The sequence below is a fragment of the Streptomyces sp. BL1 genome, from assembly GCF_057628045.1.
Genome location: NZ_JBXYWZ010000002.1, coordinates 4,361,095 through 4,382,331, shown reverse-complemented (window position 1 = coordinate 4,382,331; position 21,237 = coordinate 4,361,095). Strand labels below are relative to the sequence as shown.

The 21,237-nt window shown below is 72.0% G+C and carries 21 protein-coding genes and 1 riboswitch; of the genes, 11 read left to right on the top strand and 10 right to left on the bottom strand.

The features are described 5' to 3' along the window. The first annotated feature begins 70 nt into the window (after nt 1–70). The 4 genes from AC3AGO_RS19380 to AC3AGO_RS19365 all read left to right on the top strand — a co-directional run bounded on the left by AC3AGO_RS19380 (nt 71) and on the right by AC3AGO_RS19365 (nt 3,327). Nucleotides 71–655, top strand: coding sequence for an RNA polymerase sigma factor (locus AC3AGO_RS19380; protein WP_487821475.1), 585 nt, complete (start codon nt 71–73; stop codon nt 653–655). Then, nucleotides 645–1,373, top strand: a complete 729-nt coding sequence (locus AC3AGO_RS19375; protein ID WP_487821474.1) for a hypothetical protein — start codon at nt 645–647, stop codon at nt 1,371–1,373. Before AC3AGO_RS19380 ends, AC3AGO_RS19375 begins: the two co-directional genes overlap by 11 nt. A gap of 33 nt (nt 1,374–1,406) precedes the next feature. Next, nucleotides 1,407–1,979 carry a TIGR03086 family metal-binding protein gene (locus AC3AGO_RS19370; RefSeq protein ID WP_487821473.1) on the top strand — a complete coding sequence of 191 codons (573 nt, stop codon included), beginning with the start codon at nt 1,407–1,409 and terminating at the stop codon, nt 1,977–1,979. Nucleotides 1,980–2,112: 133 nt separating this feature from the next. Further along, on the top strand, nt 2,113–3,327 hold the full coding sequence (locus AC3AGO_RS19365) for a Cmx/CmrA family chloramphenicol efflux MFS transporter (RefSeq protein WP_487821472.1): 1,215 nt from the start codon (nt 2,113–2,115) through the stop codon (nt 3,325–3,327). Nucleotides 3,328–3,499: 172 nt separating this feature from the next. Here the strand turns inward: AC3AGO_RS19365 and AC3AGO_RS19360 are convergent, their stop codons facing one another. Together AC3AGO_RS19360 and AC3AGO_RS19355 are read right to left on the bottom strand one after the other, a co-directional pair. Continuing rightward, nucleotides 3,500–3,760, bottom strand: a complete 261-nt coding sequence (locus AC3AGO_RS19360; RefSeq protein WP_487821471.1) for a DUF4031 domain-containing protein — start codon at nt 3,758–3,760, stop codon at nt 3,500–3,502. Continuing rightward, a complete protein-coding gene (locus tag AC3AGO_RS19355) occupies nt 3,757–4,113 on the bottom strand; it encodes a hypothetical protein (protein ID WP_487821470.1) in 357 nt (118 codons plus the stop codon). Before AC3AGO_RS19355 ends, AC3AGO_RS19360 begins: the two co-directional genes overlap by 4 nt. Nucleotides 4,114–4,239: 126 nt before the next feature. Here AC3AGO_RS19355 and AC3AGO_RS19350 point away from each other — a divergent pair, with 126 nt between their 5' ends. From AC3AGO_RS19350 to AC3AGO_RS19340, 3 genes are all read left to right on the top strand, one after another. Then, nucleotides 4,240–5,286 carry a MurR/RpiR family transcriptional regulator gene (locus AC3AGO_RS19350; RefSeq protein ID WP_487821469.1) on the top strand — a complete coding sequence of 349 codons (1,047 nt, stop codon included), beginning with the start codon at nt 4,240–4,242 and terminating at the stop codon, nt 5,284–5,286. Nucleotides 5,287–5,371: 85 nt separating this feature from the next. After that, nucleotides 5,372–6,325, top strand: a complete 954-nt coding sequence (murQ, locus tag AC3AGO_RS19345) for an N-acetylmuramic acid 6-phosphate etherase (protein WP_487821468.1) — start codon at nt 5,372–5,374, stop codon at nt 6,323–6,325. Nucleotides 6,326–6,377: 52 nt separating this feature from the next. Beyond that, nucleotides 6,378–8,024, top strand: coding sequence for a PTS transporter subunit EIIC (locus tag AC3AGO_RS19340; RefSeq protein ID WP_487821467.1), 1,647 nt, complete (start codon nt 6,378–6,380; stop codon nt 8,022–8,024). Between the two features lie 119 nt (nt 8,025–8,143). Here AC3AGO_RS19340 and AC3AGO_RS19335 read toward each other — a convergent pair whose 3' ends face one another. The 5 genes from AC3AGO_RS19335 to thrC form a co-directional block, all read right to left on the bottom strand. Continuing rightward, nucleotides 8,144–8,788 (bottom strand): hypothetical protein, encoded by a 645-nt coding sequence (locus tag AC3AGO_RS19335; RefSeq protein ID WP_487821466.1) that lies wholly within the window; start codon nt 8,786–8,788, stop codon nt 8,144–8,146. A 156-nt stretch (nt 8,789–8,944) separates the two neighbouring features. After that, nucleotides 8,945–10,573 carry a chaperonin GroEL gene (groL, locus tag AC3AGO_RS19330; protein ID WP_487821465.1) on the bottom strand — a complete coding sequence of 543 codons (1,629 nt, stop codon included), beginning with the start codon at nt 10,571–10,573 and terminating at the stop codon, nt 8,945–8,947. 536 nt (nt 10,574–11,109) lie between these two features. Further along, nucleotides 11,110–11,313, bottom strand: a complete 204-nt coding sequence (locus tag AC3AGO_RS19325) for a cold-shock protein (protein WP_260220089.1) — start codon at nt 11,311–11,313, stop codon at nt 11,110–11,112. 450 nt (nt 11,314–11,763) lie between these two features. Then, nucleotides 11,764–12,042 (bottom strand): MoaD/ThiS family protein, encoded by a 279-nt coding sequence (locus tag AC3AGO_RS19320; protein ID WP_487821464.1) that lies wholly within the window; start codon nt 12,040–12,042, stop codon nt 11,764–11,766. A gap of 52 nt (nt 12,043–12,094) precedes the next feature. Further along, complete coding sequence (thrC, locus tag AC3AGO_RS19315; protein WP_487821463.1) at nt 12,095–13,387, bottom strand: threonine synthase; 1,293 nt, start codon at nt 13,385–13,387, stop codon at nt 12,095–12,097. A 17-nt stretch (nt 13,388–13,404) separates the two neighbouring features. Continuing rightward, nucleotides 13,405–13,544: riboswitch (SAM riboswitch) on the bottom strand. Between the two features lie 157 nt (nt 13,545–13,701). On the opposite strand from thrC, the gene AC3AGO_RS19310 reads away from it, so the two are divergent. Together AC3AGO_RS19310 and AC3AGO_RS19305 are read left to right on the top strand one after the other, a co-directional pair. Then, the gene (locus tag AC3AGO_RS19310; RefSeq protein ID WP_487821462.1) at nt 13,702–14,658 is read left to right on the top strand and encodes a glucosyl-3-phosphoglycerate synthase; all 957 of its coding nucleotides are present in this window, start codon (nt 13,702–13,704) and stop codon (nt 14,656–14,658) included. A 168-nt stretch (nt 14,659–14,826) separates the two neighbouring features. Further along, nucleotides 14,827–16,296 carry an alpha,alpha-trehalose-phosphate synthase (UDP-forming) gene (locus AC3AGO_RS19305; RefSeq protein WP_487821461.1) on the top strand — a complete coding sequence of 490 codons (1,470 nt, stop codon included), beginning with the start codon at nt 14,827–14,829 and terminating at the stop codon, nt 16,294–16,296. Between the two features lie 111 nt (nt 16,297–16,407). On the opposite strand, the gene otsB is transcribed toward AC3AGO_RS19305, so the two are convergent. From otsB to AC3AGO_RS19290, 3 genes are all read right to left on the bottom strand, one after another. Beyond that, complete coding sequence (gene otsB / locus AC3AGO_RS19300; protein ID WP_487821460.1) at nt 16,408–17,244, bottom strand: trehalose-phosphatase; 837 nt, start codon at nt 17,242–17,244, stop codon at nt 16,408–16,410. A 55-nt stretch (nt 17,245–17,299) separates the two neighbouring features. After that, nucleotides 17,300–17,530: a DUF3263 domain-containing protein gene (locus AC3AGO_RS19295; RefSeq protein ID WP_487821459.1), complete on the bottom strand. Its 231-nt coding sequence runs from the start codon at nt 17,528–17,530 to the stop codon at nt 17,300–17,302. A gap of 96 nt (nt 17,531–17,626) precedes the next feature. Then, the gene (locus tag AC3AGO_RS19290; RefSeq protein ID WP_487821458.1) at nt 17,627–18,904 is read right to left on the bottom strand and encodes an ABC transporter substrate-binding protein; all 1,278 of its coding nucleotides are present in this window, start codon (nt 18,902–18,904) and stop codon (nt 17,627–17,629) included. 207 nt (nt 18,905–19,111) lie between these two features. On the opposite strand from AC3AGO_RS19290, the gene AC3AGO_RS19285 reads away from it, so the two are divergent. Continuing rightward, nucleotides 19,112–20,080: an ROK family protein gene (locus tag AC3AGO_RS19285; RefSeq protein WP_487821457.1), complete on the top strand. Its 969-nt coding sequence runs from the start codon at nt 19,112–19,114 to the stop codon at nt 20,078–20,080. Continuing rightward, on the top strand, nt 20,077–21,219 hold the full coding sequence (gene nagA, locus AC3AGO_RS19280) for an N-acetylglucosamine-6-phosphate deacetylase (RefSeq protein ID WP_487821456.1): 1,143 nt from the start codon (nt 20,077–20,079) through the stop codon (nt 21,217–21,219). The genes AC3AGO_RS19285 and nagA overlap by 4 nt, the downstream gene beginning before the upstream one ends. Nucleotides 21,220–21,237 lie beyond the last annotated feature (18 nt).

Sequence of the window (21,237 nt, the reverse complement as noted above, 5' to 3'; positions counted from 1 at the left end):
GCGCACGCGTGCACACGCACATGCCGCGCGAACCGGCAACAGGCCACCAGCATCGGGGGATTGCACTCACGTGGTCACGTCAGCCCGTAAGGGGTCTCCGGATCCGTCTCCCGGAACCCCCGCCAACCACACCTTCGACGACGTGTTCTGCGGACTGCTGCACCGGCTGTACCGCAGGGCCGCCATGCTGGCCGGCTCCCGTCAGTCGGCGGAGGACGCCGTGCACGAGACGTACCTCAAACTGGCCGCGCGGCCGCAGCGCCTGACGGAGCATCCGGAGCCGTACGCCTACGCGTTCTCGGCGCTGCTGAGCGTCACCCGCGACACGTGGCGGAAGGAACGCCGTCAAGTGCTCGTCGCCGAACCGGAGGACGAGGCGGCAGCGCTTCCCGGAGGTCACGACGGCGGCGTCGAGCAGCGCGCCGCCGAGCTCGAAGCGGTGCGGCTGCTGCGGCAGTTGTCGGTACGTCAGGCGGGCGTGGTCATCCTCGTGGACCTGGACGGGTACACCATCGATCAGGCCGCGGAGATCCTGCGGCTGCACCGGGGTACCGTCGCCCGTACCCGCACCAGGGCCCTGGCCAAGCTGCGCGGCGTCGTGACGCCCGGCAGCCCGGCCTCCGCGGCGGCAGGAGGGGAGCAGCATGCCGGCTGAACGGCCAGAGCGAGCCGACCGGCCCGAGGGCCGGGACGGGCCCGAGCGGTCCGGCAGCCCCCGCATTCCCGGGCAGGCCGGGCGGCAGGGCCGCGCGCGGCGCCGTACGGAAGAGGCCGCCACGGCGACGGCGCTCCAGGAGCGGCTGCACGCGGCGGACCGCGAGATCGACGCGCCGCCCGGCCTGTGGGACCGGGTCCGCACCCCGGCGGCCGTCCCCGCGCCCGCTCCCCCGCGGCGTTCCGGGCCGCGCCGCTTCGCGGTGATCGCCGTGGCGGCGGCGCTGGTGGCGGCGGTCGCCGTCGGTACGTGGTGGGCCGTCTCGGGCCCCACCCGTTCCGCGCCGGCCCCGCCCGCGGTCTCCCCGTCCCCGCCCCCTTCGGCGGCCTCCGTCGCGGTCCGGGTGCACAACGCGGAGAAGCCCTGCCGGGGCCTGCGCACGCTGGAGTGCGCGCTGCGGATCGCGAAGACCCCGTACGGCCGGTACGCCGCGCAGGGCAACTCCGCGGGCCGCGCCTGGCACGGCGACCGCCTCGCGGCCCGCTGCGTCGTCACCGACGGTTCCCTGGTCAAGGACGAGAAGGGGCTGACGTCCACTCGCTGGTACCGGGTCGCCGCGCCGGACGGCGGCACGGGCTGGCTCCCCGGCGTCCGCACCCGCAACACCTCCGAGGTCCGCCCCTGCACCGCGGCGGAACGGCCGGACCGCCCGAACTGACAGCCCTGTCGGACCCGGCGCACCATGGGGCGCATGGAACTCATCGACGCTTTCGACAGTGCCTTCGCGGAATTCGACGGGCTGGTCCACGAGATCGGTGACGACCAGTGGGAGCAGGCCACGCCGTGTTCCGAATGGTCCGTGCGGGATCTGCTCAACCACCTGGTCAGCGAGCACTTCTGGGCCCCGCACCTGCTGCGCGGCGAGACGCTGGAGCAGGTCGGCGACCGCTACGACGGGGACGTCACCGGCGACGACCCGGCCGGTGCGTGGGAGCGGGCCGGCGCCGGCTCGTGGCAGGCGTTCCACCAGCCCGGCGCGCTGGACGGCCAGGTGTACGTGACGGGCGGGCGGACCGCGGCGGAGGACTACGGCTGGCAGATGACCACCGATCTCGCCGTCCACGGCTGGGACTTGGCGCACGGCATCGGCGCGGGCCCCGGCCAGCAGGTCATCGAACACGCCCTGGCGGACGCCCTGTACGAGCGGATCGCGCCGCAGGTGAAGGGCTGGCAGGGCGCGGGAATCTTCGCCCCTCCGGTCACACCCCCACAGGACGCGAGCCCCCAGGACCGCCTCGTGGCCCTGCTGGGCCGGCAGCCGTGACCATCGGCTGAACGGCCGGCGACGACTCCGTACCCCCGGAATTCCCCGGCCACGGGCGGGGTTGTGGCCTGACATGCCTGCTGCTGATCCTGACCACCATCAGTCGACCGCGCCCGCGAAGGGGCGCACCCGTATGCCCGCGGCCGTCTACGTGCTCGGCCTCTCCGTCTTCGCCCTCGGCACCTCCGAGTTCATGCTGTCCGGCATCCTGCAACCGCTCGCCCGCGACCTGGGCGTCTCCATCCCGCAGGCCGGACTGCTGATCTCCGCCTTCGCGATCGGCATGGTCGTCGGCGCGCCGCTGCTGGCCGCGGCGACGCTGAAGCTGCCGCGCCGTACGACGCTGATGGCGCTGCTCGCCGTCTTCGGCCTCGGACAGATAGCGGGCGCGCTCGCCCCCACGTACGAAGTGCTGTTCGTCTCCCGCGTGGTGAGCGCGCTGGCCTGCGCGGGCTTCTGGGCGGTGGGCGCCGCGGTCGCGATGTCGCTGGTGCCGGTGACCGCGCGGGCCCGCGCCATGGCGGTGATGGTCGGCGGGCTCAGCGTCGCCAACATCGCGGGCGTGCCCGCCGGTGCGTTCCTCGGCCAGCACGCGGGCTGGCGGTCGGCGTTCTGGGCGGTGGCCGTACTGGCGGCGATCGGGCTCGTCGGGGTGGCGGCGCTCGTGCCCCGTACGGCGCCGGAGACCGGCGAGAACGCGCCGAGCCTCCGCAAGGAGATCCGGATCTACGCCGACAAGCAGGTCTGGCTGGCCCTCCTGACCATCGCGCTCAACGCGGGCGCGGTGTTCGCGCTGTTCTCCTACCTGGGTCCGCTGCTGACCGGCGTCGCCGGCCTCGAGGAGAGCTGGGTGCCCACGGTGCTGGGGCTGTTCGGGCTCGGCGGGCTGATCGGTACGGCGATCGGCGGCCGGATCGCGGACGCGCACCTGTTCGGCACCATGTACGGCGGCATCGCGGCGTCCACCGTCGTACTGGCCCTGCTGGCGCTGCTGGCCGAGTCCACGGCCGCGGCGATCGCCCTCGCCCTCATGCTGGGCGTCACGGCGTTCACCACGGCGCCGGCCCTGAACGCGCGGATGTTCAACGTCGCGAGCGCCGCGCCGACCCTGGCGGGGGCGACGACCACGGCCTCCTTCAACATCGGCAACACGGTCGGCCCCTGGCTGGGCGGACTCGTCATCAGCGCGGGCTGGGGCTACCCGGCGGTGGCCTGGACGGGAGCGGTCCTCGCGGCGCTCGGCGTGGGCGCGACAGCGCTCGCCTCCCGCGTACAGCGCCGCGCCTCCGCATCCCGAGTCATCGCCACCTCCGACCCCCTCCCGGAGCCGGCTCCCCGCGCGACGTAACCCTTCAGCGGAGCGCGGCACCCGGTGTGGGCAGCTGGTCCGCCCAAGGGGCGGAGGGGGCACCTCCCAGCGGTAGCTGGGGGAGGGTGGGCACACCGGACCGCACCCGCGCAGGAAACGCACCCCGCACCCAACACACGCGCCCCCGTAAGGGGTTGCCCCCACAGGGGCACTACCGCGACTTGCGCCTCCGCAGGCCCGCCTCCGTGAGCCGCCGCACCAGCTCCTTGCTGCCGATCTCCACGGCGCCCGCCCGCACCGCGTCCCCGTACCGCGTGCTCGGCACGTCGTAGTGGTCGCGGTCGAAGGCCCGCCGGGGGCAGCCCACCGATTCGGCGAACGCGTGCAGTTCGTCCAGGGACACGTCGCTGACCAGGTGCGACCACATCCGCCCGTGCCCCGGCCAGGTGGGCGGATCTATATAGACGGTCACAGCCGCTGCCCCAGCGCCCCCACCGGCGCCACCGACGTCGTCGTCTTCGCGCACACCCAGTGCGGGTTCTCCCCGAGCTCCGGCTCGATGTCGAGCGCGTGCGGGTCGGAGCCGACGCACACCGGGCACAGCGGCCACCGCCCGTACCGGTCGAGCAGCGCGTCCTGCACATCCTGGGCAACGAGTCCGTCGACGAAGGCGACCCCGTCGGGCCATTCGCCGACCCACCACCTGCGGTGCGTGACCGCTTCCTCGACGAGCGAGACGACGTCGGCGCGCGTCACCTCGGTCGCCTGGAGGTCGGCGAGCACGAGCGCGCGTGCCGCGTGAAGTGCCTGCTCAAGCTGGTCCATACGGTCAATTGCACCAGACGGGCGAGGCGTACGGGACGGAAGTCCCGCCGAAGTCCCGGCGAAGCCCCGCGAATCCGGGGCGAGCGGGGTCTTGACCCCGGCCCCGTCCGAAAATAGCTTTCACCTGTGAGCAGCAATCTGAAGGAAACTTTCGCCAACGCTTCCGGACCGGCCCGCGGCAACGCGGGTGCCCGCTCCGGAGCCGACGGCGAGAGCGCGAGCGCCGCACACGGGGGCGGCGCTCGCGCAGCATCCGGCCCCGGCCCCGGCCCCGCTCCCGGCCCCGCCCGCACCCCGCCCGCGCCCGCCGCGCTCGCGGCGAAGGTCCGTACCCTGGCGCCCTCCATGACGCGCTCGATGCACCGCGTCGCGGAGGCCGTCGCCGGCGACCCCGCGGGCTGCGCCCAGCTCACCGTCACCGGTCTCGCGGAGCGCACCGGCACCAGCGAGGCCACCGTGGTCCGCACTTCCCGGCTGCTCGGCTACCCCGGGTACCGCGATCTGCGGCTCGCCCTCGCCGGGCTCGCGGCCCAGCAGGCCTCCGGCGCCGCGCCGGCCGTCACCGCGGACATCGCCGTCGACGATCCGATAGCCGATGTCGTCGCCAAGCTCGCGCACGACGAGCAGCAGACCCTGGCCGACACGGCCGCCGCGCTCGACACCGCCCAGCTCGACTCCGCCGTCTCGGCCCTCGCGTCGGCGCGCCGCACCGATGTGTACGGCGTCGGCGCCTCCCATCTCGTCGGGCAGGACCTCGCGCAGAAGCTGCTGCGCATAGGCCTCGTCGCGCACGCTCACGCGGACCCGCATCTCGCGGTCACCAACGCCGTGCAGCTCCAGGCCGGCGACGTCGCCGTCGCGATCACCCACTCGGGGCGCACCGACGACGTCATCGAGCCGCTGCGGGTGGCCTTCGACCACGGCGCGACGACCATCGCCGTCACCGGCCGCCCGGACGGCGAGATCGCCCAGTACGCCGACGTCCTGCTGACCACGTCCACCGCGCGGGAGAGCGAGCTGCGGCCCGCGGCGATGTCGAGCCGTACGAGCCAACTGCTCGTCGTGGACTGCCTGTTCGTCGGCGTGGCACAGCGGACGTACGACCGCGCCGCGCCGGCGCTCGCCGCCTCGTACGAGGCGCTCGCGCACCGCCACACCCCCCGCCCCCGGTAGTCCGCACCCGCGAACCCGATTCCGACGACCGACCCGACAGGCCGCCCGGCATCCGTCCGGTCCCACGCAGAAAGCCGTACCGCACATGTCCTCCCCCACACCCTCCACCGCCTCCGGTCACGACGAGCTGCGCGCGCAGCTCGACACTCTGACGACCGAGGCGTTCCGCGACGAGCTGGCCGAGATCGACCAGCTGCCCACGCTGGACATCGCCCGGATCATGAACGGCGAGGACGCCGGCGTGCCCTCCGCCGTCGCGGACCGGCTTCCGGAGATCGCCGCCGCCATCGACGGCATCGCCGAGCGGATGTCCCGCGGCGGACGGCTGATCTACGCCGGCGCCGGCACCGCGGGACGGCTCGGCGTGCTGGACGCCAGCGAGTGCCCGCCCACGTTCAACACCGACCCGCAGCAGGTGACGGGGCTGATCGCGGGCGGCCCGGAGGCGATGGTCACCTCCGTGGAGGGCGCCGAGGACAGCAAGGAGCTGGCGGCGGCCGACCTGGACGGCATGGGCCTGACCGCGGACGACACGGTCGTCGGGATCTCCGCCTCGGGCCGCACTCCGTACGCGGTGGGCGCGGTCGAGCACGCCCGCGCCGCCGGTGCGCTGACCGTCGGCCTGTCCTGCAACGCGCGTTCGGTGCTGGCGGCGGCGGCCGAGCACGGCATCGAGGTCGTCGTCGGTCCCGAACTGCTCACCGGATCCACCCGGTTGAAGTCGGGTACGGCGCAGAAGCTGGTGCTCAACATGCTGTCGACCATCACGATGATCCGGCTCGGCAAGACGTACGGGAATCTGATGGTCGACGTCCGGGCATCCAACGAGAAGCTGCGGGCCCGCTCGCGGCGCATCGTGTCGCTGGCGACCGGCGCGGACGACGACGCCATCGAGGAAGCGCTGCGCGCGGCCGACGGCGAGGTCAAGAACGCGATCCTGATCATCCTCGGCGATGTCGACGGCCCGTCCGCGGCACGCCTCCTCCAGCAGCAGCACGGCCATCTGCGCGCGGCTCTCCGCGCGGCCGCCACCTCCTGACCCGGCGCCGGCTCCCTCGGCGGACTCCCCCTCGACGAACAGCGACTGCACCATGAGCGAGAACCAGAACAGAGAGATCGCCGAGGCGATCCTCCCCCTTGTCGGCGGCGCCTCGAACGTCACGTCCGTCAGCCACTGCATGACCCGCATGCGGCTGGGCCTGGCGGACCGTTCCCTGGTCGGGGACGACGCGCTGAAGGCCCTCCCGGACGTGCTGGGTGTCGTGGAGGACGACACGTACCAGATCGTGCTGGGCCCCGGGAAAGTCGCCCGCGTCACGCCCGAGTTCGAGGCGCTGGTGGCGGAGGCTCCCGACGAGGCGCCCGCGGCGGCGCCCGGCGGGGAGGGCCACGCGCCGAAGACCGCGGACCAACTGGCCGCCGAGGGCGCCGCGATGCGCGCCGAGCGGAAGCAGCGGAACGCGACGCCGGTGAAGCTGATGCTGCGCCGGATCGCCAACATCTTCGTACCGCTGATCCCCGCGCTGATCGGCTGCGGCATCGTCGCCGGCATCAACGGCCTGCTGACGAACCTCGGCTGGGCCCCCGGACTGGTCCCGGCGCTCGGCGCGATCGCGTCCGGCTTCATGTCGCTGATCGCGGTGTTCGTCGGCTACAACACCGCGAAGGAGTTCGGCGGCACCCCCATCCTGGGCGGCGCCGTCGCCGGAATCATCGTCTTCGCCGGCGTCGAGCAGATCTCCGTCTTCGGCCAGAAGCTCGCCCCCGGCCAGGGCGGCGTGCTCGGCGCGCTGTTCGCCGCGCTGCTCGCGGTGTACGTGGAGAAGTGGTGCCGCAAGTGGGTGCCGGAGGCCGTCGACGTCCTCGTCACCCCGACACTCGTGGTGCTGATCTCCGGTCTGGTCACGCTCTACGGCCTGATGTACGTCTGCGGCGAGATCTCCACCGGCATCGGCCACCTCGCCGACTGGCTGCTGCGGCACGGCGGTGCGGGCGCCGGATTCATCCTCGGCGGACTGTTCCTGCCGCTGGTGATGCTCGGCCTGCACCAGGCGCTGATCCCGATCCACACGACGCTGATCGAGCAGGACGGCTTCACCATCCTGCTGCCGATCCTCGCCATGGCCGGCGCCGGTCAGGTCGGCGCGGCGCTCGCCATCTTCCTGAAGCTCCGCAGGAACACCTCGATCCGCAAGACCATCCGCTCCGCGCTGCCGGCCGGTTTCCTGGGTGTCGGCGAGCCGCTGATCTACGGCGTCTCGCTGCCGCTGGGCCGCCCGTTCATCACCGCCTGCGTCGGCGGCGCCTTCGGCGGCGGCGTGGTCGGGCTCTTCTACCAGCTCGGCACCTCGGTGGGCTCCACCGCCATCGGCCCGTCCGGCTGGGCACTGTTCCCGCTGCTGAAGGGCAATCAGCCGCTCGGCCCGATCGCGGCGGTGTACGGCGTCGGCCTGCTCGCCGGGTACGCGGTCGGCTTCCTCGCCACGTACTTCTTCGGCTTCAGCAAGCAGATGCTGACCGATCTGAACGTGGACCCGGAGGCCGCCGGGCAGGGCGACGCCGCACTCGCCGACCCGTCCGCCGCGCTCGCCGGCAGCGGCACGACAGGCACGGAGACCGGTACTCCGGAGCCGGGCAGGGCGGACCCGACCCCGGGGCTTCCGGGCACCCCCGACGGCCCGCCCGCGTACGACGAGAGCGAGGGCGACGCCGGGCGGAAGGCACGCTCGGAGGTCTGACCCGTACGGCGCCCGCGCGCACAGGACGGCGGGGCGGCACCCCGAACCACCGGGTGCCGCCCCGCCGTTCGCGTACGGGCCGGGCGCCGTCACTCACGAGGCGCCGTCACGGGACGCCGTTACGTGGCGGTGCTCCGCCCCGTGTGCTGCCGGCGTCCGCTGCCCAGCCCCGCGAGCCGGCGGCCCGGCGTACGGGCACGGCCGCCGCCGTCGGACGCGGCGCGGTGCGAGGTCGCGGGGCCCTCGTCGGCCAGCGCGTCGAAGAGGTCGCGGACCTGCACCATGGCGTCGCGCATCCCCTCGGTGCCGGCCCGGCCGCGGGCCGCCTCGCGCACCTTGCGGTAGCCGTGCAGCCGGCTGCCGTGGTGCACGGACAGCGCGTCGAAGTGCTCCGGCTCGTCCGCACCCGGGTAGCCGCGCACCTGCGCGAGCCGGGCCACCAGCCGGTCGACCTCGACGACCGCCTGCTGCGGGGAGTCGACGAACTGCTGCTGGGCCGCGGCCCAGCGGATCCGGTACTGCTCCCGCTCCTCGGCCGGCAGCGGCCTGCTCTCCAGCGAGCCGAACCTCCGTACCCGCTCGGACAGTTCGGTCTCCGCCGCCCTGGCGTCACCGTTGTGCCGGTCGAGGGCCCTGTCGTACTCGGGTCCGAACCGGCGCTTCAGACCGCTCCGGCTCTCCTTCCTGCCCCGCAGCACATACACGGCTGCGGCAACGGCGAGGACGAGCACCACTGCCAGAATCACGATCACAACTGCGGACATGTCTGCCCACCCCGGGCTTTCTTCTCGCTTGTCGTGCGGGCTCTGTCCCGTTCGCGAGTGCCCCTGCTGCGCCGGACAAACACCGAGGGCGGCACCCCCCAACTCGGGGAGTGCCGCCCTCGGTTCGTACAGCTCGGGCTGCCGATCCGGAAAGGATCAGAAGTCCATGCCGCCCATGCCGCCGGCAGCGGCAGCGGCGTCGGCGCCGCCGCCCTTCTCCGGCTTGTCGGCGATGACGGCCTCGGTGGTGAGGAAGAGCGCCGCGATGGAGGCGGCGTTCTGCAGCGCGGAGCGCGTCACCTTCGCCGGGTCGATGATGCCCTCGGCGATCATGTCCACGTACTCGCCGGTGGCGGCGTTCAGGCCGTGACCCACCGTCAGGTTGCGGACCTTCTCGACGATGACGCCACCCTCGAGACCACCGTTGACGGCGATCTGCTTGAGCGGGGCCTCCAGCGCGAGCTTCACGGCGTTGGCGCCGGTCGCCTCGTCGCCCTCGAGCTCCAGCTTCTCGAAGACCGAGGAGGCCTGCAGCAGGGCCACGCCACCGCCGGCGACGATGCCCTCCTCGACGGCCGCCTTCGCGTTGCGAACGGCGTCCTCGATGCGGTGCTTGCGCTCCTTGAGCTCGACCTCGGTGGCGGCACCGGCCTTGATGACGGCCACGCCGCCGGCCAGCTTCGCCAGACGCTCCTGGAGCTTCTCGCGGTCGTAGTCCGAGTCGCTGTTCTCGATCTCGGCGCGGATCTGGTTGACCCGGCCCTGCACCTGCTCGCTGTCACCGGCACCGTCGACGATGGTGGTCTCGTCCTTGGTGATGACGACCTTGCGGGCGCGGCCGAGCAGCTCCAGACCGGCGTTCTCCAGCTTGAGGCCGACCTCCTCGGAGATGACCTGGCCGCCGGTGAGGATGGCGATGTCGCCGAGCATGGCCTTGCGACGGTCGCCGAAGCCCGGGGCCTTCACGGCGACGGACTTGAAGGTGCCACGGATCTTGTTGACCACGAGGGTCGACAGGGCCTCGCCCTCGACGTCCTCCGAGATGATCAGCAGCGGCTTGCCGGACTGCATGACCTTCTCCAGCAGCGGAAGGAGGTCCTTCACGTTGCTGATCTTGGAGTTGACGATGAGGATGTACGGGTCCTCGAGCTCCGCCTCCATGCGCTCCATGTCGGTGGCGAAGTAGGCGGAGATGTAGCCCTTGTCGAAGCGCATGCCCTCGGTGAGCTCGAGCTCGAGCCCGAAGGTCTGCGACTCCTCGACGGTGATGACGCCTTCCTTGCCGACCTTGTCCATCGCCTCGGCGATGAGCTCGCCGATCTGCGAGTCGGCGGCCGAGATGGAGGCGGTGGAGGCGATCTGCTCCTTGGTCTCCACGTCCTTGGCCTGCTCCAGCAGCGCGCCGGAGACGGCCTCGGTGGCCTTCTCGATGCCGCGCTTCAGCGCCATCGGGTTGGCACCGGCGGCAACGTTCCGCAGGCCTTCCTTGACGAGCGCCTGGGCCAGGACGGTCGCGGTCGTCGTGCCGTCACCGGCGACGTCGTCCGTCTTCTTGGCGACCTCCTTGACCAGCTCGGCGCCGATCTTCTCGTAGGAGTCCTCGAGCTCGATCTCCTTGGCGATGGAGACACCGTCGTTGGTGATCGTGGGGGCGCCCCACTTCTTCTCCAGCACGACGTTGCGGCCCTTGGGGCCGAGGGTCACCTTGACGGCGTCGGCGAGCTGGTTCATCCCGCGCTCGAGGCCGCGCCGCGCTTCCTCATCGAACGCGATGATCTTGGCCATGTGAAGTGGTCCTCCCGGACTGGGGGTGGATTACTCCGGACCGCGCTGGCGCCCGCGACGGACGGCCTACGGGCCTGGTGGTTCCTTGCCCCACCCGGCCTGCGGGCCTCACCGACCCGGTCCTTCCCTGGCACTCTCCCATGGAGACTGCCAACGCCAATGATTAGCACTCACCCCCCTTGAGTGCAAGGTGCTCACGTTTCGGGGCGCTGAGACAACGTCCCGTCATGAGGCCTCAGCGCCCGTCGCAGGGCCACCGCCAGGGGCGGTGGTCGGGCGACGGGCGGGCGCAAGGCGCTCACGTATCGGAGCGCTGTGGCAACGTCCCGTCATGAGGCCTCAGCGCCCGTCGCAGGGCCACCGCCAGGGGCGGTGGTCGGGCGACGGGCGGGCGCAAGGCGCTCACGTATCGGAGCGCTGTGGCAACGTCCCGTCATGAGGCCTCAGCGCCCGTCGCAGGGCCGGCGCCGGGGGCGGACAGCAGTGAGGGGGCGTGCCCGCTGTCGCGGACACGCCCCCTCGTACTGTTGCGAAGATCAACCAGTCACGCGGACCATGTCCGCCTGCGGTCCCTTCTGACCCTGCGAGACCTCGAACTCGACCCGCTGTCCTTCGTCCAGGGTGCGGTACCCGTCCATCTGGATCGCGCTGTAGTGGACGAACACGTCCGCACCACCGTCGACCGCGATGAAGCCGTACCCCTTCTCCGCGTTGAACCACTTGACGGTGCCCTGAGCCATTCCGAACTCCCCTATTACTGGCCCTTGCACGAGCCCGCACTTCACGAACCCGGGTCAGACCTCACTTCCGGACAAGCGGAGGCGTGCGCCGGAACCTGTCGACCGCCGCTGAATGTATCTGCACGGCCGCCCTCTGCAACAGGTCAATCGGACGAGAATTCGTGCGACGGCCGATCGGTAATTTACGGCCAAGTGCCGTGAAAGCGGGGCAAGTCGGGCCGGGCATAGCGCACCTAAGCCACAAATGCCGCACCAATTTTGCGCACAACTCATCCGCATCTCAGGGGCGTTCGATGCGCGTCTGGGGAGGATGAGGCGGAAGCGACGACAAGCCTATCGCGCTCCGAAACACGGAATCGCCCCCTCCGGTGTTCCCGGAGGGGGCGATTCGAAGTTTTTCGATCTGTTGATGCTTCAGCTGCTTTTCGGCAGCCGCCGTCTGACAGCGGGTCAGCAGCCGCCGGCCACGGCCGGGATGATCGACACGCCGACGCCGTCCGGCGTGGGGGTCTGCAGGCCCTGCTCGAAGCGGACGTCGTCGTCGTTCACGTAGACGTTGACGAAGCGGCGCAGCTTGCCCTCGTCGTCCAGGACGCGCGCGCCGATGCCCGTGTGGTTCTTCTCCAGGTCGGCCAGCACCTCGGACAGCGTGGCGCCCTCGGCGCTCACCTCGGCCCGGCCGTCGGTGTAGGTGCGCAGGATGGTCGGGATGCGGACGTTGACGCTCATGGGAGTTCTGCCTTCCGTGCGGTGATGCGGTGGTGCTGCAGTGGTACGGGGGTCAGGCGAGGCCGGCTTCGCGGAACGCGTCCAGGCTCGGACGGATCACGGCCGAGGGCCCGGTGGTCGGCGCGACCGCGTCGAGCGTCTTCAGACCGTCGCCGGTGTTGAGGACGACCGTGGTGAGCGACGGGTCGAGCACGCCCTCCTCGATCAGCTTCTTGGTGACGCCGACGGTGACCCCGCCCGCGGTCTCCGCGAAGATGCCCTCGGTACGGGCCAGCAGCTTGATCGCGTCGACGACCTGCCCGTCGTTGACATCCTCCACCGCGCCGCCGGTGCGCCGCGCGATGTCCAGCACGTACGGCCCGTCGGCCGGGTTGCCGATGGCGAGCGACTTGGCGATGGTGTCCGGCTTCTGCGGGCGTACGACGTCGTGTCCGGCCTTGAAGGCGGTGGACACCGGCGAGCAGCCCTCCGCCTGGGCGCCGAAGATCTTGTACGGCTTGTCCTCGACGAGGCCGAGCGCGATGAGCTCCTTGAGCCCCTTGTCGATCTTCGTCAGCTGCGAACCGGAAGCGATCGGGATGACCAGCTGGTCGGGCAGCCGCCAGCCGAGCTGCTCGCAGATCTCGTACGCGAGGGTCTTGGAACCCTCCGCGTAGTACGGGCGCAGATTGACGTTGACGAAGCCCCAGCCCTCGCCGATCGGGTCGCCGATGAGCTCCGAGCAGAAGCGGTTGACGTCGTCGTAGTTGCCCTCGATGCCGACCAGGTCGCCGCCGTAGACGGCGGCCATCACGACCTTGCCCTGCTCCAGGTCGTGCGGGATGAACACGCAGGACCGCAGCCCCGCACGGGCCGCGGCGGCGCCGACGGCACCGGCGAGGTTGCCGGTGGAGGAGCAGGAGAGCGTGGTGAAGCCGAAGGCGCGGGCCGCCTCGACGGCGATGGCGACGACGCGGTCCTTGAAGGAGTGCGTCGGATTGCCGGAGTCGTCCTTGATGTGCAGTTCGCCGGTGATGCCGAGCTCACCGGCGAGGTGATCGGCCTTGACCAGCTTGGTGAAGCCGGGGTTGATGTTCGGCTTCGTGGCCACGTCGTCCGGGACGGGCAGCAGCGGGGCGTAGCGCCAGATGTTGTCCGGGCCCTCGGAGATCCGCTTGCGCAGGGCTTCGGTGTCGCCGCCGGGAAGCTCGTACGAGATCTCCAGCGGCCCGAAACAGGCCTCACAGGCGAAGATCGGACCGAGCGGGAAGCGCTCGCCGCACTCGCGGCAGGACAGCGCGACGGCGGGGCCCAGACGGACGGAGTCGGCGTTCCGGTTGCTCTGCTCAGGTGCTTGCACAGCCATGAAGGCGAGGCCCTTTCTCCTCATCTTCCCCATGACGTATCTCGCCACGAGACGGAATTGGCACCTTCCCGAGCCGGGAGCCTCGCGATGTCACGGACCTGGCCGGAGGGTTGCCGGGGCTTCAACGGGCCGTTCCCTCTGCCCCTCTGGATGAGCGGTATGAAGTTTTTCCGACAGCGTGTTTCGGACAGCCGTCGGGCGCAGAGCGACCCCGACGTGCGGTCGTCATCCGCGCTGTTCAAGACTGTAACCGAAGGCACCGACTCTTGAGATAGTCGTCCGAACCGCGAGATGGATCACATGGGGAGCGTCACGTGCTGCCAGAAGTAGAGCAGTGGCTCAGTCGTCGTTCCTGGCCCGCTACCGGTCAACTCCCCCTTGACCAGCTGGTTTCCGCGAAACGACGGGCCGGGCTGAGCGTGAGTGTGGTGCTTCCCGCGCTCGACGAGGAGCCGACCGTCGGCGAGATCGTTTCGGTGATCCGGCGCGATCTGATGGGTGGGGAGATACCGCTCGTCGACGAACTGGTGGTACTGGACTCCGGTTCCACGGACCGGACGGCGGAGGTCGCCGCCGCGGCCGGCGCGAAAGTGATCCACCGCGACGAGGTGCTGCCGCGGGTGCCCGCGGTGCCGGGCAAGGGCGAGGTGCTGTGGCGCTCGCTGCTGGCCACGAGCGGCGACGTGATCTGCTTCGTCGACGCGGACCTCGTGGACTTCTCCTCCGCCTTCGTCACCGGGATCGTCGGCCCGCTGCTGACCGATCCGTCGCTGCAGCTGGTCAAGGCCATGTACGACCGCCCGCTCGGCTCCGACCCGGCGGGCGGCGGCCGGGTCACGGAGCTGGTGGCCCGCCCGCTGCTCAATCTGCACTGGCCGCAGCTGGCGGGCTTCGTCCAGCCGCTCGGCGGCGAGTACGCGGCGCGGCGTTCGCTGCTGGAACGGCTGCCGTTCCCGGTGGGCTACGGCGTGGAACTCGGGCTGCTCATCGACACGCTCCAGCTGTGCGGGCTGGACGCGCTGGCCCAGGCGGACGTGGGCGTGCGGCGGCACCGGCACCAGGACGGACAGGCGCTGGGCCGCATGGCCGCGGCGATCTACCGTACGGCGCAACTGCGGCTGTCGCGCGGGCACTTGGTGCGGCCCGCACTCACCCAGTTCGAGCGCGGCGAGTGCGCGGGGGGCTTCGTCCCCCGCACCCACCCGATCGACACGGAGGAGCGCCCGCCGATGACAGAGATCCCCGAATACGCAACCCGCAACGCGGCGTAACCCCCGCCGCGCGGGGCGGGCACACCTCGGTGTGGGCACGCGGTCCGCCAAGGGGCGGAACGGGTGGGCACACCGGACCGCCAGCCGCGAGGCCACGTCTCCACGCACCCAACGCACGCGCCGTCCCGTCGACGTTTCGTCGCCCGGCGTGAGGGCTAGGCTCCGGCCATGGCCGGAGAACTCGCTCGTGTGCTCGTTGCTTCGAACCGCGGGCCCGTCACGTACACGCCGTCCGAGGACGGGCGGAGCCTGCTGGCCAAGCGCGGTGGGGGCGGTCTCGTCTCGGGTCTTTCCGCGATCGGGCCGGACGCCGGCGCGCTGTGGGTGTGCGCCGCGCTGGACGACGGCGACCGCCGGGCCGCGGCCCGGCACCCCGCGCGGCTGGACCCCGCCGACACCGGCGGCCAGGCCGTACGGATGCTGGACATCCCCGCGGAGACGTTCGCGGACGCGTACAACGGCGTCGCCAACTCCGTGCTGTGGTTCGTGCACCACCTGCTGTACCAGACGCCGCTGGAGCCGTCCTTCGACGCGGAGTTCACCCGCCAGTGGCAGGCGTACGAGCGCTACAACGCCGCGTTCGCCGACGCGCTCGCCGAGGAGGCCGCGGACGGCGCGGCCGTCATCGTGCAGGACTACCACCTGACGCTGGTGCCGGGGATGCTCCGGGAGCGCCGCCCCGACCTGCGGATCGGGCACTTCTCGCACACCCCGTGGGCGCCGCCCGACTACTACCGGATGCTGCCGGACGCCGTCGCCGCGCAGGTGCTGCGCGGCGTCCTCGGCGCGGACCGGGCCGCGTTCCTGACCCGCCGCTGGGCGGAGGCCTTCGCGGACTGCTGCGCCCGGGTGCTCGGCGCGGAGATCACGCAGGGGGACGGCGGCGAGCCGGCCGTCACGTACGACGGCCGCACCACCCGGCTCGGCGTGCACGGCCTCGGCGCCGACGCCGACTTCCTCCGCGAGCGCGCGCACCGTACGGACGTCGACGAGCGGTTGGCGCGGCTGCGCGAGCAGGTCGGTACGGACGCGGACGGCGAGCCGCGCCGTACGGTCGTCCGCGTCGACCGCACCGAGCTGTCCAAGAACATCGTCCGCGGCCTGCGCGCCTACCGCGCCCTGCTCGCCGACAGGCCGGAGTGGCGCGGCCGGGTCGTGCACGTCGCCTTCGCCTACCCGTCCCGGCAGGACCTCGCGGTCTACCGGGACTACACGGCAGAAGTGCAGCGCGTCGCCGACGAGATCAACTCGACCTTCGGAAACGGCAGTTGGGTGCCCGTCATACTGCACGTCGAGGACGACTTCGCGCGCTCGCTCGCCGCGTACCGGCTGGCGGACGTGGCCCTGGTCAACCCGATCAGGGACGGCATGAACCTGGTCGCCAAGGAGGTTCCCGTCGTCTCGGACGACGGCTGCGCGCTGGTGCTGTCGCGGGAGGCCGGCGCGTACGAGGAGCTGGGCGAGGACGCCGTCGAGGTCAATCCGTACGACGTGACGGGCACCGCCGAGGCGCTGCACACCGCGCTGACCATGGAGCGGGACGAGCGCGCGGAGCGCACCAAACGACTGGCGGCCGCGGCCACCGCACTCCCCCCGGACCGCTGGTTCCTGGACCAGCTCCACGCCCTGGGGGGATAAGCAATAGATAAGGGGCGCGGGGAACTGCGCGAAACCAGCCCCACGCGAACCGCAGCCGCCGTCACCCGCCGCAGGTCACACGAAACGGCGCCGCCACACTGGCGCAGAGCACTAAAGCGCGTCGGCCAACGCCCCCAGCAGCGCGGCCACCCCCGGCGGCCCGTCAACGACCACATCCGCACGCTCGGCAAGCTCCGTCACCTCATCGCTGCCGCTGCACACCAGCAGCCCCGGTACGCCCTCCTCCCGCAGCTGCTCGACCGCGCCGAACGCGGCGAGGTCCCCCAGATCGTCGCCCGCGTACAGCACGGCGCCGGCGCCCGTCTCCCGTACGAACTCCGTCAGCGCCGCCCCCTTGTCCACGCCCGGGGGCCGCAACTCCAGCACCATGCGCCCCGGTTCGACGACCAGGCCGTGCCGTGCGGCGAGCTCCGTCAGGGGCTCCCGGAGCAGCGCGAAGGCGTCCGCGGGCCGGTCGGTGCGCCGGGTGTGCACGGCGAGCGCGCTGCCCTTGTCCTCCGTCCAGGTGCCGGGCGGGGCGCCCACCCGGCGGAGCAGGCCCGGGAGTTCGGCCCGTACGGCGGCCACCCCGGGCGGCGGTTCGGGCACCCGTACGGTGCCGGTCGCGGCGTCCCAGCGCTCCGCGCCGTACGCGCCGAGCACCGTCAGCCGGCCCAGCTGAGGCACCCCGTCGAAGCCCCCGTGCCGCACCGCGGCCTCGGCGGGCCGCCCCGTGATCACGGCCACGGCGCACAGCCGCGGGGCGAGCCGGGACAGCGCGGGCACGACGTCCGGGTGGGCGCGGGCCAGGGCGGGGTCGGCGACGATCGGCGCGAGCGTCCCGTCGAAGTCCACGGCCACGACGGCCCGTTCCGGCGCACGGAGGATCGCGTCGTACGCGGCGGCACCGGCGGCGGTGCGCGGGGTGGGAAGCGCGGGAAGGACCATGCCGAGGACCCTACTGGTGCGCGGCCCGCCGATCACGGCCCGCGACGCGCTTCGCTCAGCGGCGGCGGCGCTGCTCCTCGCGCCGGGCCCGCAGCCGGTTCACGGTGACCGGGTCGTGGGCCAGCGCGTACGGGTCGTCGAGGAGGGCGTTGAGCAGCTGGTAGTAGCGGGTCGGGGAGAGCCCGAGCCGCTCCCGTATGGCCCGCTCCTTGGCGCCGGGGCCCGGCCAGGAACGGCGCTCCAGCGCGAGAACGTCCTCGTCCCGCGCCGACAGTCCCTCACTCATGCGGTCCGTCACTCATTGGCGCTCCCTCACGACCCTCGCCCTGACCGTGCGCTCAACGTACCGCCCGCCACCGACAGTCCCGCCGCCACCGCGGCGTCAGTTGGAGGTGGTCTCCTCGGCCTCGGCCTTGCGCTGCAGGGTGCCCAGCACGTTCGCGGGCTCCTTCGTCACGGCCGTGCCGATGGACTGCTTGATGTCCGCGCTCACATGCGCCCAGGACACCTTGCCCGCGGGGTAGAACTCCGCGCTGGACAGCTGGTCGAGGAAGCCCCAGAGCTTCTTGTGGCTGCGGTCCTGGCGCATGCGGCGGCTCGCCGACGTGGTCACGGGGAGCATGTCGTAGCGGTCGGCGAAGGCGTAGTGGTTCTTCTCCTCGTAGACGAAGTCGAGGAACCTGGCTATCTCCTTGCGGCGCCCGCTCTGCTTGAACGCCATCAGCCAGTCCGCGACGCCCATGGTCGCCTTCGACGGGCCGTCCTTGCCCGGCAGTTCACCGGTCCCGTACTTCACGCCGCCCCGCGCGGCCTGCTGCATCAGCGTGGGGTGGCCGTTGAGCATGCCGACCTCGCCCCGGCTGAACGCGTCGAACAGCGTCTGCCGGTCGGTGCTCCCCGGGTCGTCGTTGGTGAGCCCCTTGCCGACGAGTTCGTCCTTCAGCCAGCGGAAGGCCTCGATGTTCTCCTGCGAGTCGAGGGTGTACGTGCCGACGTCGTCGGCGTAGCCGCCGCCCCCGCTGATCATCCACATCATGGTCTCGGCCGGCGCCTCCTCCGGGCCGAGCGGCAGCCCGTAAGGGATCTTCACGCCCGAGGACTTCAGCGCCCGCGCCGCCTCCTTCAGTTCGCTCCAGCTCTCCGGCGGGGAGTCCGGGTCGAGGCCGGCCTTGGCGAAGAGCGTCTTGTTGAAGAAGAGCAGCCGGGTGCTGGCCGCGAACGGCATCCCGTACTGCACGCGGATCACCTCGCCGGCCTCGGCGAGGCCCTGCACGAAGTCGGCCTGCACCGGGATGGAGAGGACGTCGCTGACCGGGTAGAGCTTGTCGCTGCTGGCGTAGTTGGCGTATGCCCCGATCTGGGCCAGGTCGGGCGGGTTACCCGCGTCAACCATGGATGCGACCTTTTTGTCGACCTCGTTCCAGCTGTGGACCGAGACGTCGACCTTGATGCCGGGGTTCTTCTTGGTGAAGGCACGGGCGATGCCGTCCCAGTAGCCCTGCGAGCTGTTGCCGCCGTTGGGGTCGCCGTAGTCCGCGGCCACCATCCTGAGGGTCACCTCGTCGTCCGAACCGATGCCGGTCCCGCAGCCCGCGACGGTCAGTCCCGCCGTACCGGCAAGGCCCGTCGCCGCCAGCCCCAGAAAACGCCGACGCTCCACCTGAAATACCCCTTACACCTGAAAAAGTCGTGGTCATCCCCCGCGGACCGCTTCCGGACCCCTCATTTCCGGTCGCGAGTCTCTCCCGCAGTCCCCACAAGGTCTACACCACACCGGGTCTCGCTTCGGCAACGGGCCGACGGCGACTGCGACGAGATCCGGCGAGTGGACTAGACCTGTTGCACCCTCTCGCGGGAGACTTGCCCCGTGAGTCCTCGGGAAGCTGAGCCGTCTCAGCGCTATGTCATCGCCCTCGACGTGGGCGGCACGGGCATGAAGGCCGCCCTCGTCGGCCCGGAGCACCAGCTGCTGTACGAGACCCGCCGCGCCACCGACAGGGAGCGCGGCCCGCAGGCCGTCGTCGAGGGGATCCTCGACTTCGCCGACGAGCTGCGCGCGTACGGCGTCCGGGAGTTCGGCACCGAACCGGCCGCCGCCGGCGTCGCCGTACCCGGCATCGTCGACGAGGCGAACGGGGTCGCCGTCTACTCGGCGAACATCGGCTGGCGGGACCTGCCGCTCCGCCGGCTGCTGCGCGAACGCTTCGGCACGGCGCTGCCGGTCGCCCTCGGCCACGACGTACGGACGGGCGGGCTCGCCGAAGGGCGGATCGGCGCGGGCGAGGGCGTGGACCGGTTCCTCTTCGTCCCCCTCGGCACCGGCATCGCCGGGGCGATCGGCATCGACGGGCGGGTGGAGCCCGGCGCGCACGGCAGCGCGGGCGAGATCGGGCACATCACGGTGCGGCCGCAGGACGGGCCGCCGTGCCGCTGCGGCCAGCGCGGCTGTCTGGAGGTGCTGGCGTCCGCCGACGCCGTCGGCAAGGCCTGGGCGGAGGCCACCGGCGACAGCACGGTGACCGCCGCCGACTGCGCCAAGGCCGTCGAGGCGGGCGACCCCGACGCGCTGGCCGTGTGGCACGACGCGGTGGACGCGCTGGCCGCCGGGCTCGTCACCGCGCTCACCCTGCTCGACCCTCGTACGCTGATCATCGGCGGCGGGCTGGCAGAGGCGGGCGATCTCCTCTTCGTACCCCTGCGGGAAGCGGTACGGGAACGGGTCACCTTCCAGCAACTCCCCACGATCGTTCCCGCGGCGCTGGGTGACGCCGCGGGGTGCCTGGGCGCGGGACTCCTCGCCTGGGATCTTCTCTCCGCGGAGGTTACGGGCCGATGAGCAAGCGCAGGGTACTGACCGGAGCCCGGGTGGTGCTGCCGTCCGGGGTGGCCGAGGGCCGGCGGCTGACGGTGGACGGCGGCCGGATCGCCGAGGACGCCCCCGCGTACGAGGAGACCGCGCCGCTCGACCTGAGCGGTCACTGGATCGTGCCCGGCTTCGTCGACATGCACGTGCACGGCGGCGGGGGCGCGTCGTTCTCCGCGGGCACCGCCGAGGAGGCCCTGCGGGTCGCCGAGACCCACCGGCGGCACGGCACCACCACCATGGTCGCGTCCACCGTCACCGGTGAACTCTCCGACCTGGCCCAACAGGCGGGCGCGCTCAGCGAACTGACCGAGCAGGGCGAGCTGGCCGGTGTGCACTTCGAGGGCCCGTTCATCTCGCAGCACCGCTGCGGCGCGCACGAACCCACGCTGCTGCGCGACCCGGACCCGGCCGACGTGCGCAAGCTCGTCGACGCGGCGCGCGGCACCGCGCGGATGATGACCCTCGCACCCGAACTGCCCGGCGGGCTGGACTCGGTGCGGCTGCTCGCCGAACACGGCGTGCTCGCCGCCGTGGGGCACACGGACTCCACGTACGACCAGACGCTGGAGGCCGTCGAGGCCGGGGCGACGGTCGCCACGCACCTGTTCAACGCGATGCCGGGGCTCGGACACCGGGCGCCGGGGCCGGTCGCTGCGCTGCTGGAGGACGAGCGGGTCTCCGTCGAGCTGATCAACGACGGGACCCATCTGCACCCCGCCGTCATCGACTTGGTCTTCCGCGGCGCGGGCGCGGAGCGGATCGCTTTCATCACCGACGCGATGGGCGCGGCCGGCATGGGCGACGGGCACTACCCGCTCGGCCCGATGGAGGTCGAGGTCACCGACGGTGTCGCCCGGCTCGTCGAGGGCGGCTCGATCGCCGGCTCGACCCTCACCCTGGACCGGGCGCTGCGCCGCGCGGTGACCGTGGACGGACTGCCCGTCGAGACCGCGGTACGGGTCCTGTCGGCCAACCCGGCGCGGCTGCTGGGCGTGTACGACAGGGTCGGCTCCCTGGAACCCGGCAAGGACGCCGACCTCGTGGTGCTGGACGAGGACTTCGCCGTGACCGCCGTCATGCGGCGCGGCGAATGGATCATCGAGCCCTGAGCGGGGCGCGGGCCGCGG

Bases quoted from the DNA above. Each gene is read 5' to 3' on its own strand.
- AC3AGO_RS19375 (WP_487821474.1), top strand. From the start codon at position 645: ATGCCGGCTGAACGGCCAGAGCGAGCCGACCGGCCCGAGGGCCGGGAC.
- AC3AGO_RS19370 (WP_487821473.1), top strand. From the start codon at position 1,407: ATGGAACTCATCGACGCTTTCGACAGTGCCTTCGCGGAATTCGACGGG.
- AC3AGO_RS19365 (WP_487821472.1), top strand. From the start codon at position 2,113: ATGCCCGCGGCCGTCTACGTGCTCGGCCTCTCCGTCTTCGCCCTCGGC.
- AC3AGO_RS19355 (WP_487821470.1), bottom strand. From the start codon at position 4,113: ATGGACCAGCTTGAGCAGGCACTTCACGCGGCACGCGCGCTCGTGCTC.
- murQ (WP_487821468.1), top strand. From the start codon at position 5,372: ATGTCCTCCCCCACACCCTCCACCGCCTCCGGTCACGACGAGCTGCGC.
- AC3AGO_RS19340 (WP_487821467.1), top strand. From the start codon at position 6,378: ATGAGCGAGAACCAGAACAGAGAGATCGCCGAGGCGATCCTCCCCCTT.
- AC3AGO_RS19335 (WP_487821466.1), bottom strand. From the start codon at position 8,788: ATGTCCGCAGTTGTGATCGTGATTCTGGCAGTGGTGCTCGTCCTCGCC.
- groL (WP_487821465.1), bottom strand. From the start codon at position 10,573: ATGGCCAAGATCATCGCGTTCGATGAGGAAGCGCGGCGCGGCCTCGAG.
- AC3AGO_RS19325 (WP_260220089.1), bottom strand. From the start codon at position 11,313: ATGGCTCAGGGCACCGTCAAGTGGTTCAACGCGGAGAAGGGGTACGGC.
- AC3AGO_RS19320 (WP_487821464.1), bottom strand. From the start codon at position 12,042: ATGAGCGTCAACGTCCGCATCCCGACCATCCTGCGCACCTACACCGAC.
- thrC (WP_487821463.1), bottom strand. From the start codon at position 13,387: ATGGCTGTGCAAGCACCTGAGCAGAGCAACCGGAACGCCGACTCCGTC.
- AC3AGO_RS19305 (WP_487821461.1), top strand. From the start codon at position 14,827: ATGGCCGGAGAACTCGCTCGTGTGCTCGTTGCTTCGAACCGCGGGCCC.
- otsB (WP_487821460.1), bottom strand. From the start codon at position 17,244: ATGGTCCTTCCCGCGCTTCCCACCCCGCGCACCGCCGCCGGTGCCGCC.
- AC3AGO_RS19295 (WP_487821459.1), bottom strand. From the start codon at position 17,530: ATGAGTGAGGGACTGTCGGCGCGGGACGAGGACGTTCTCGCGCTGGAG.
- nagA (WP_487821456.1), top strand. From the start codon at position 20,077: ATGAGCAAGCGCAGGGTACTGACCGGAGCCCGGGTGGTGCTGCCGTCC.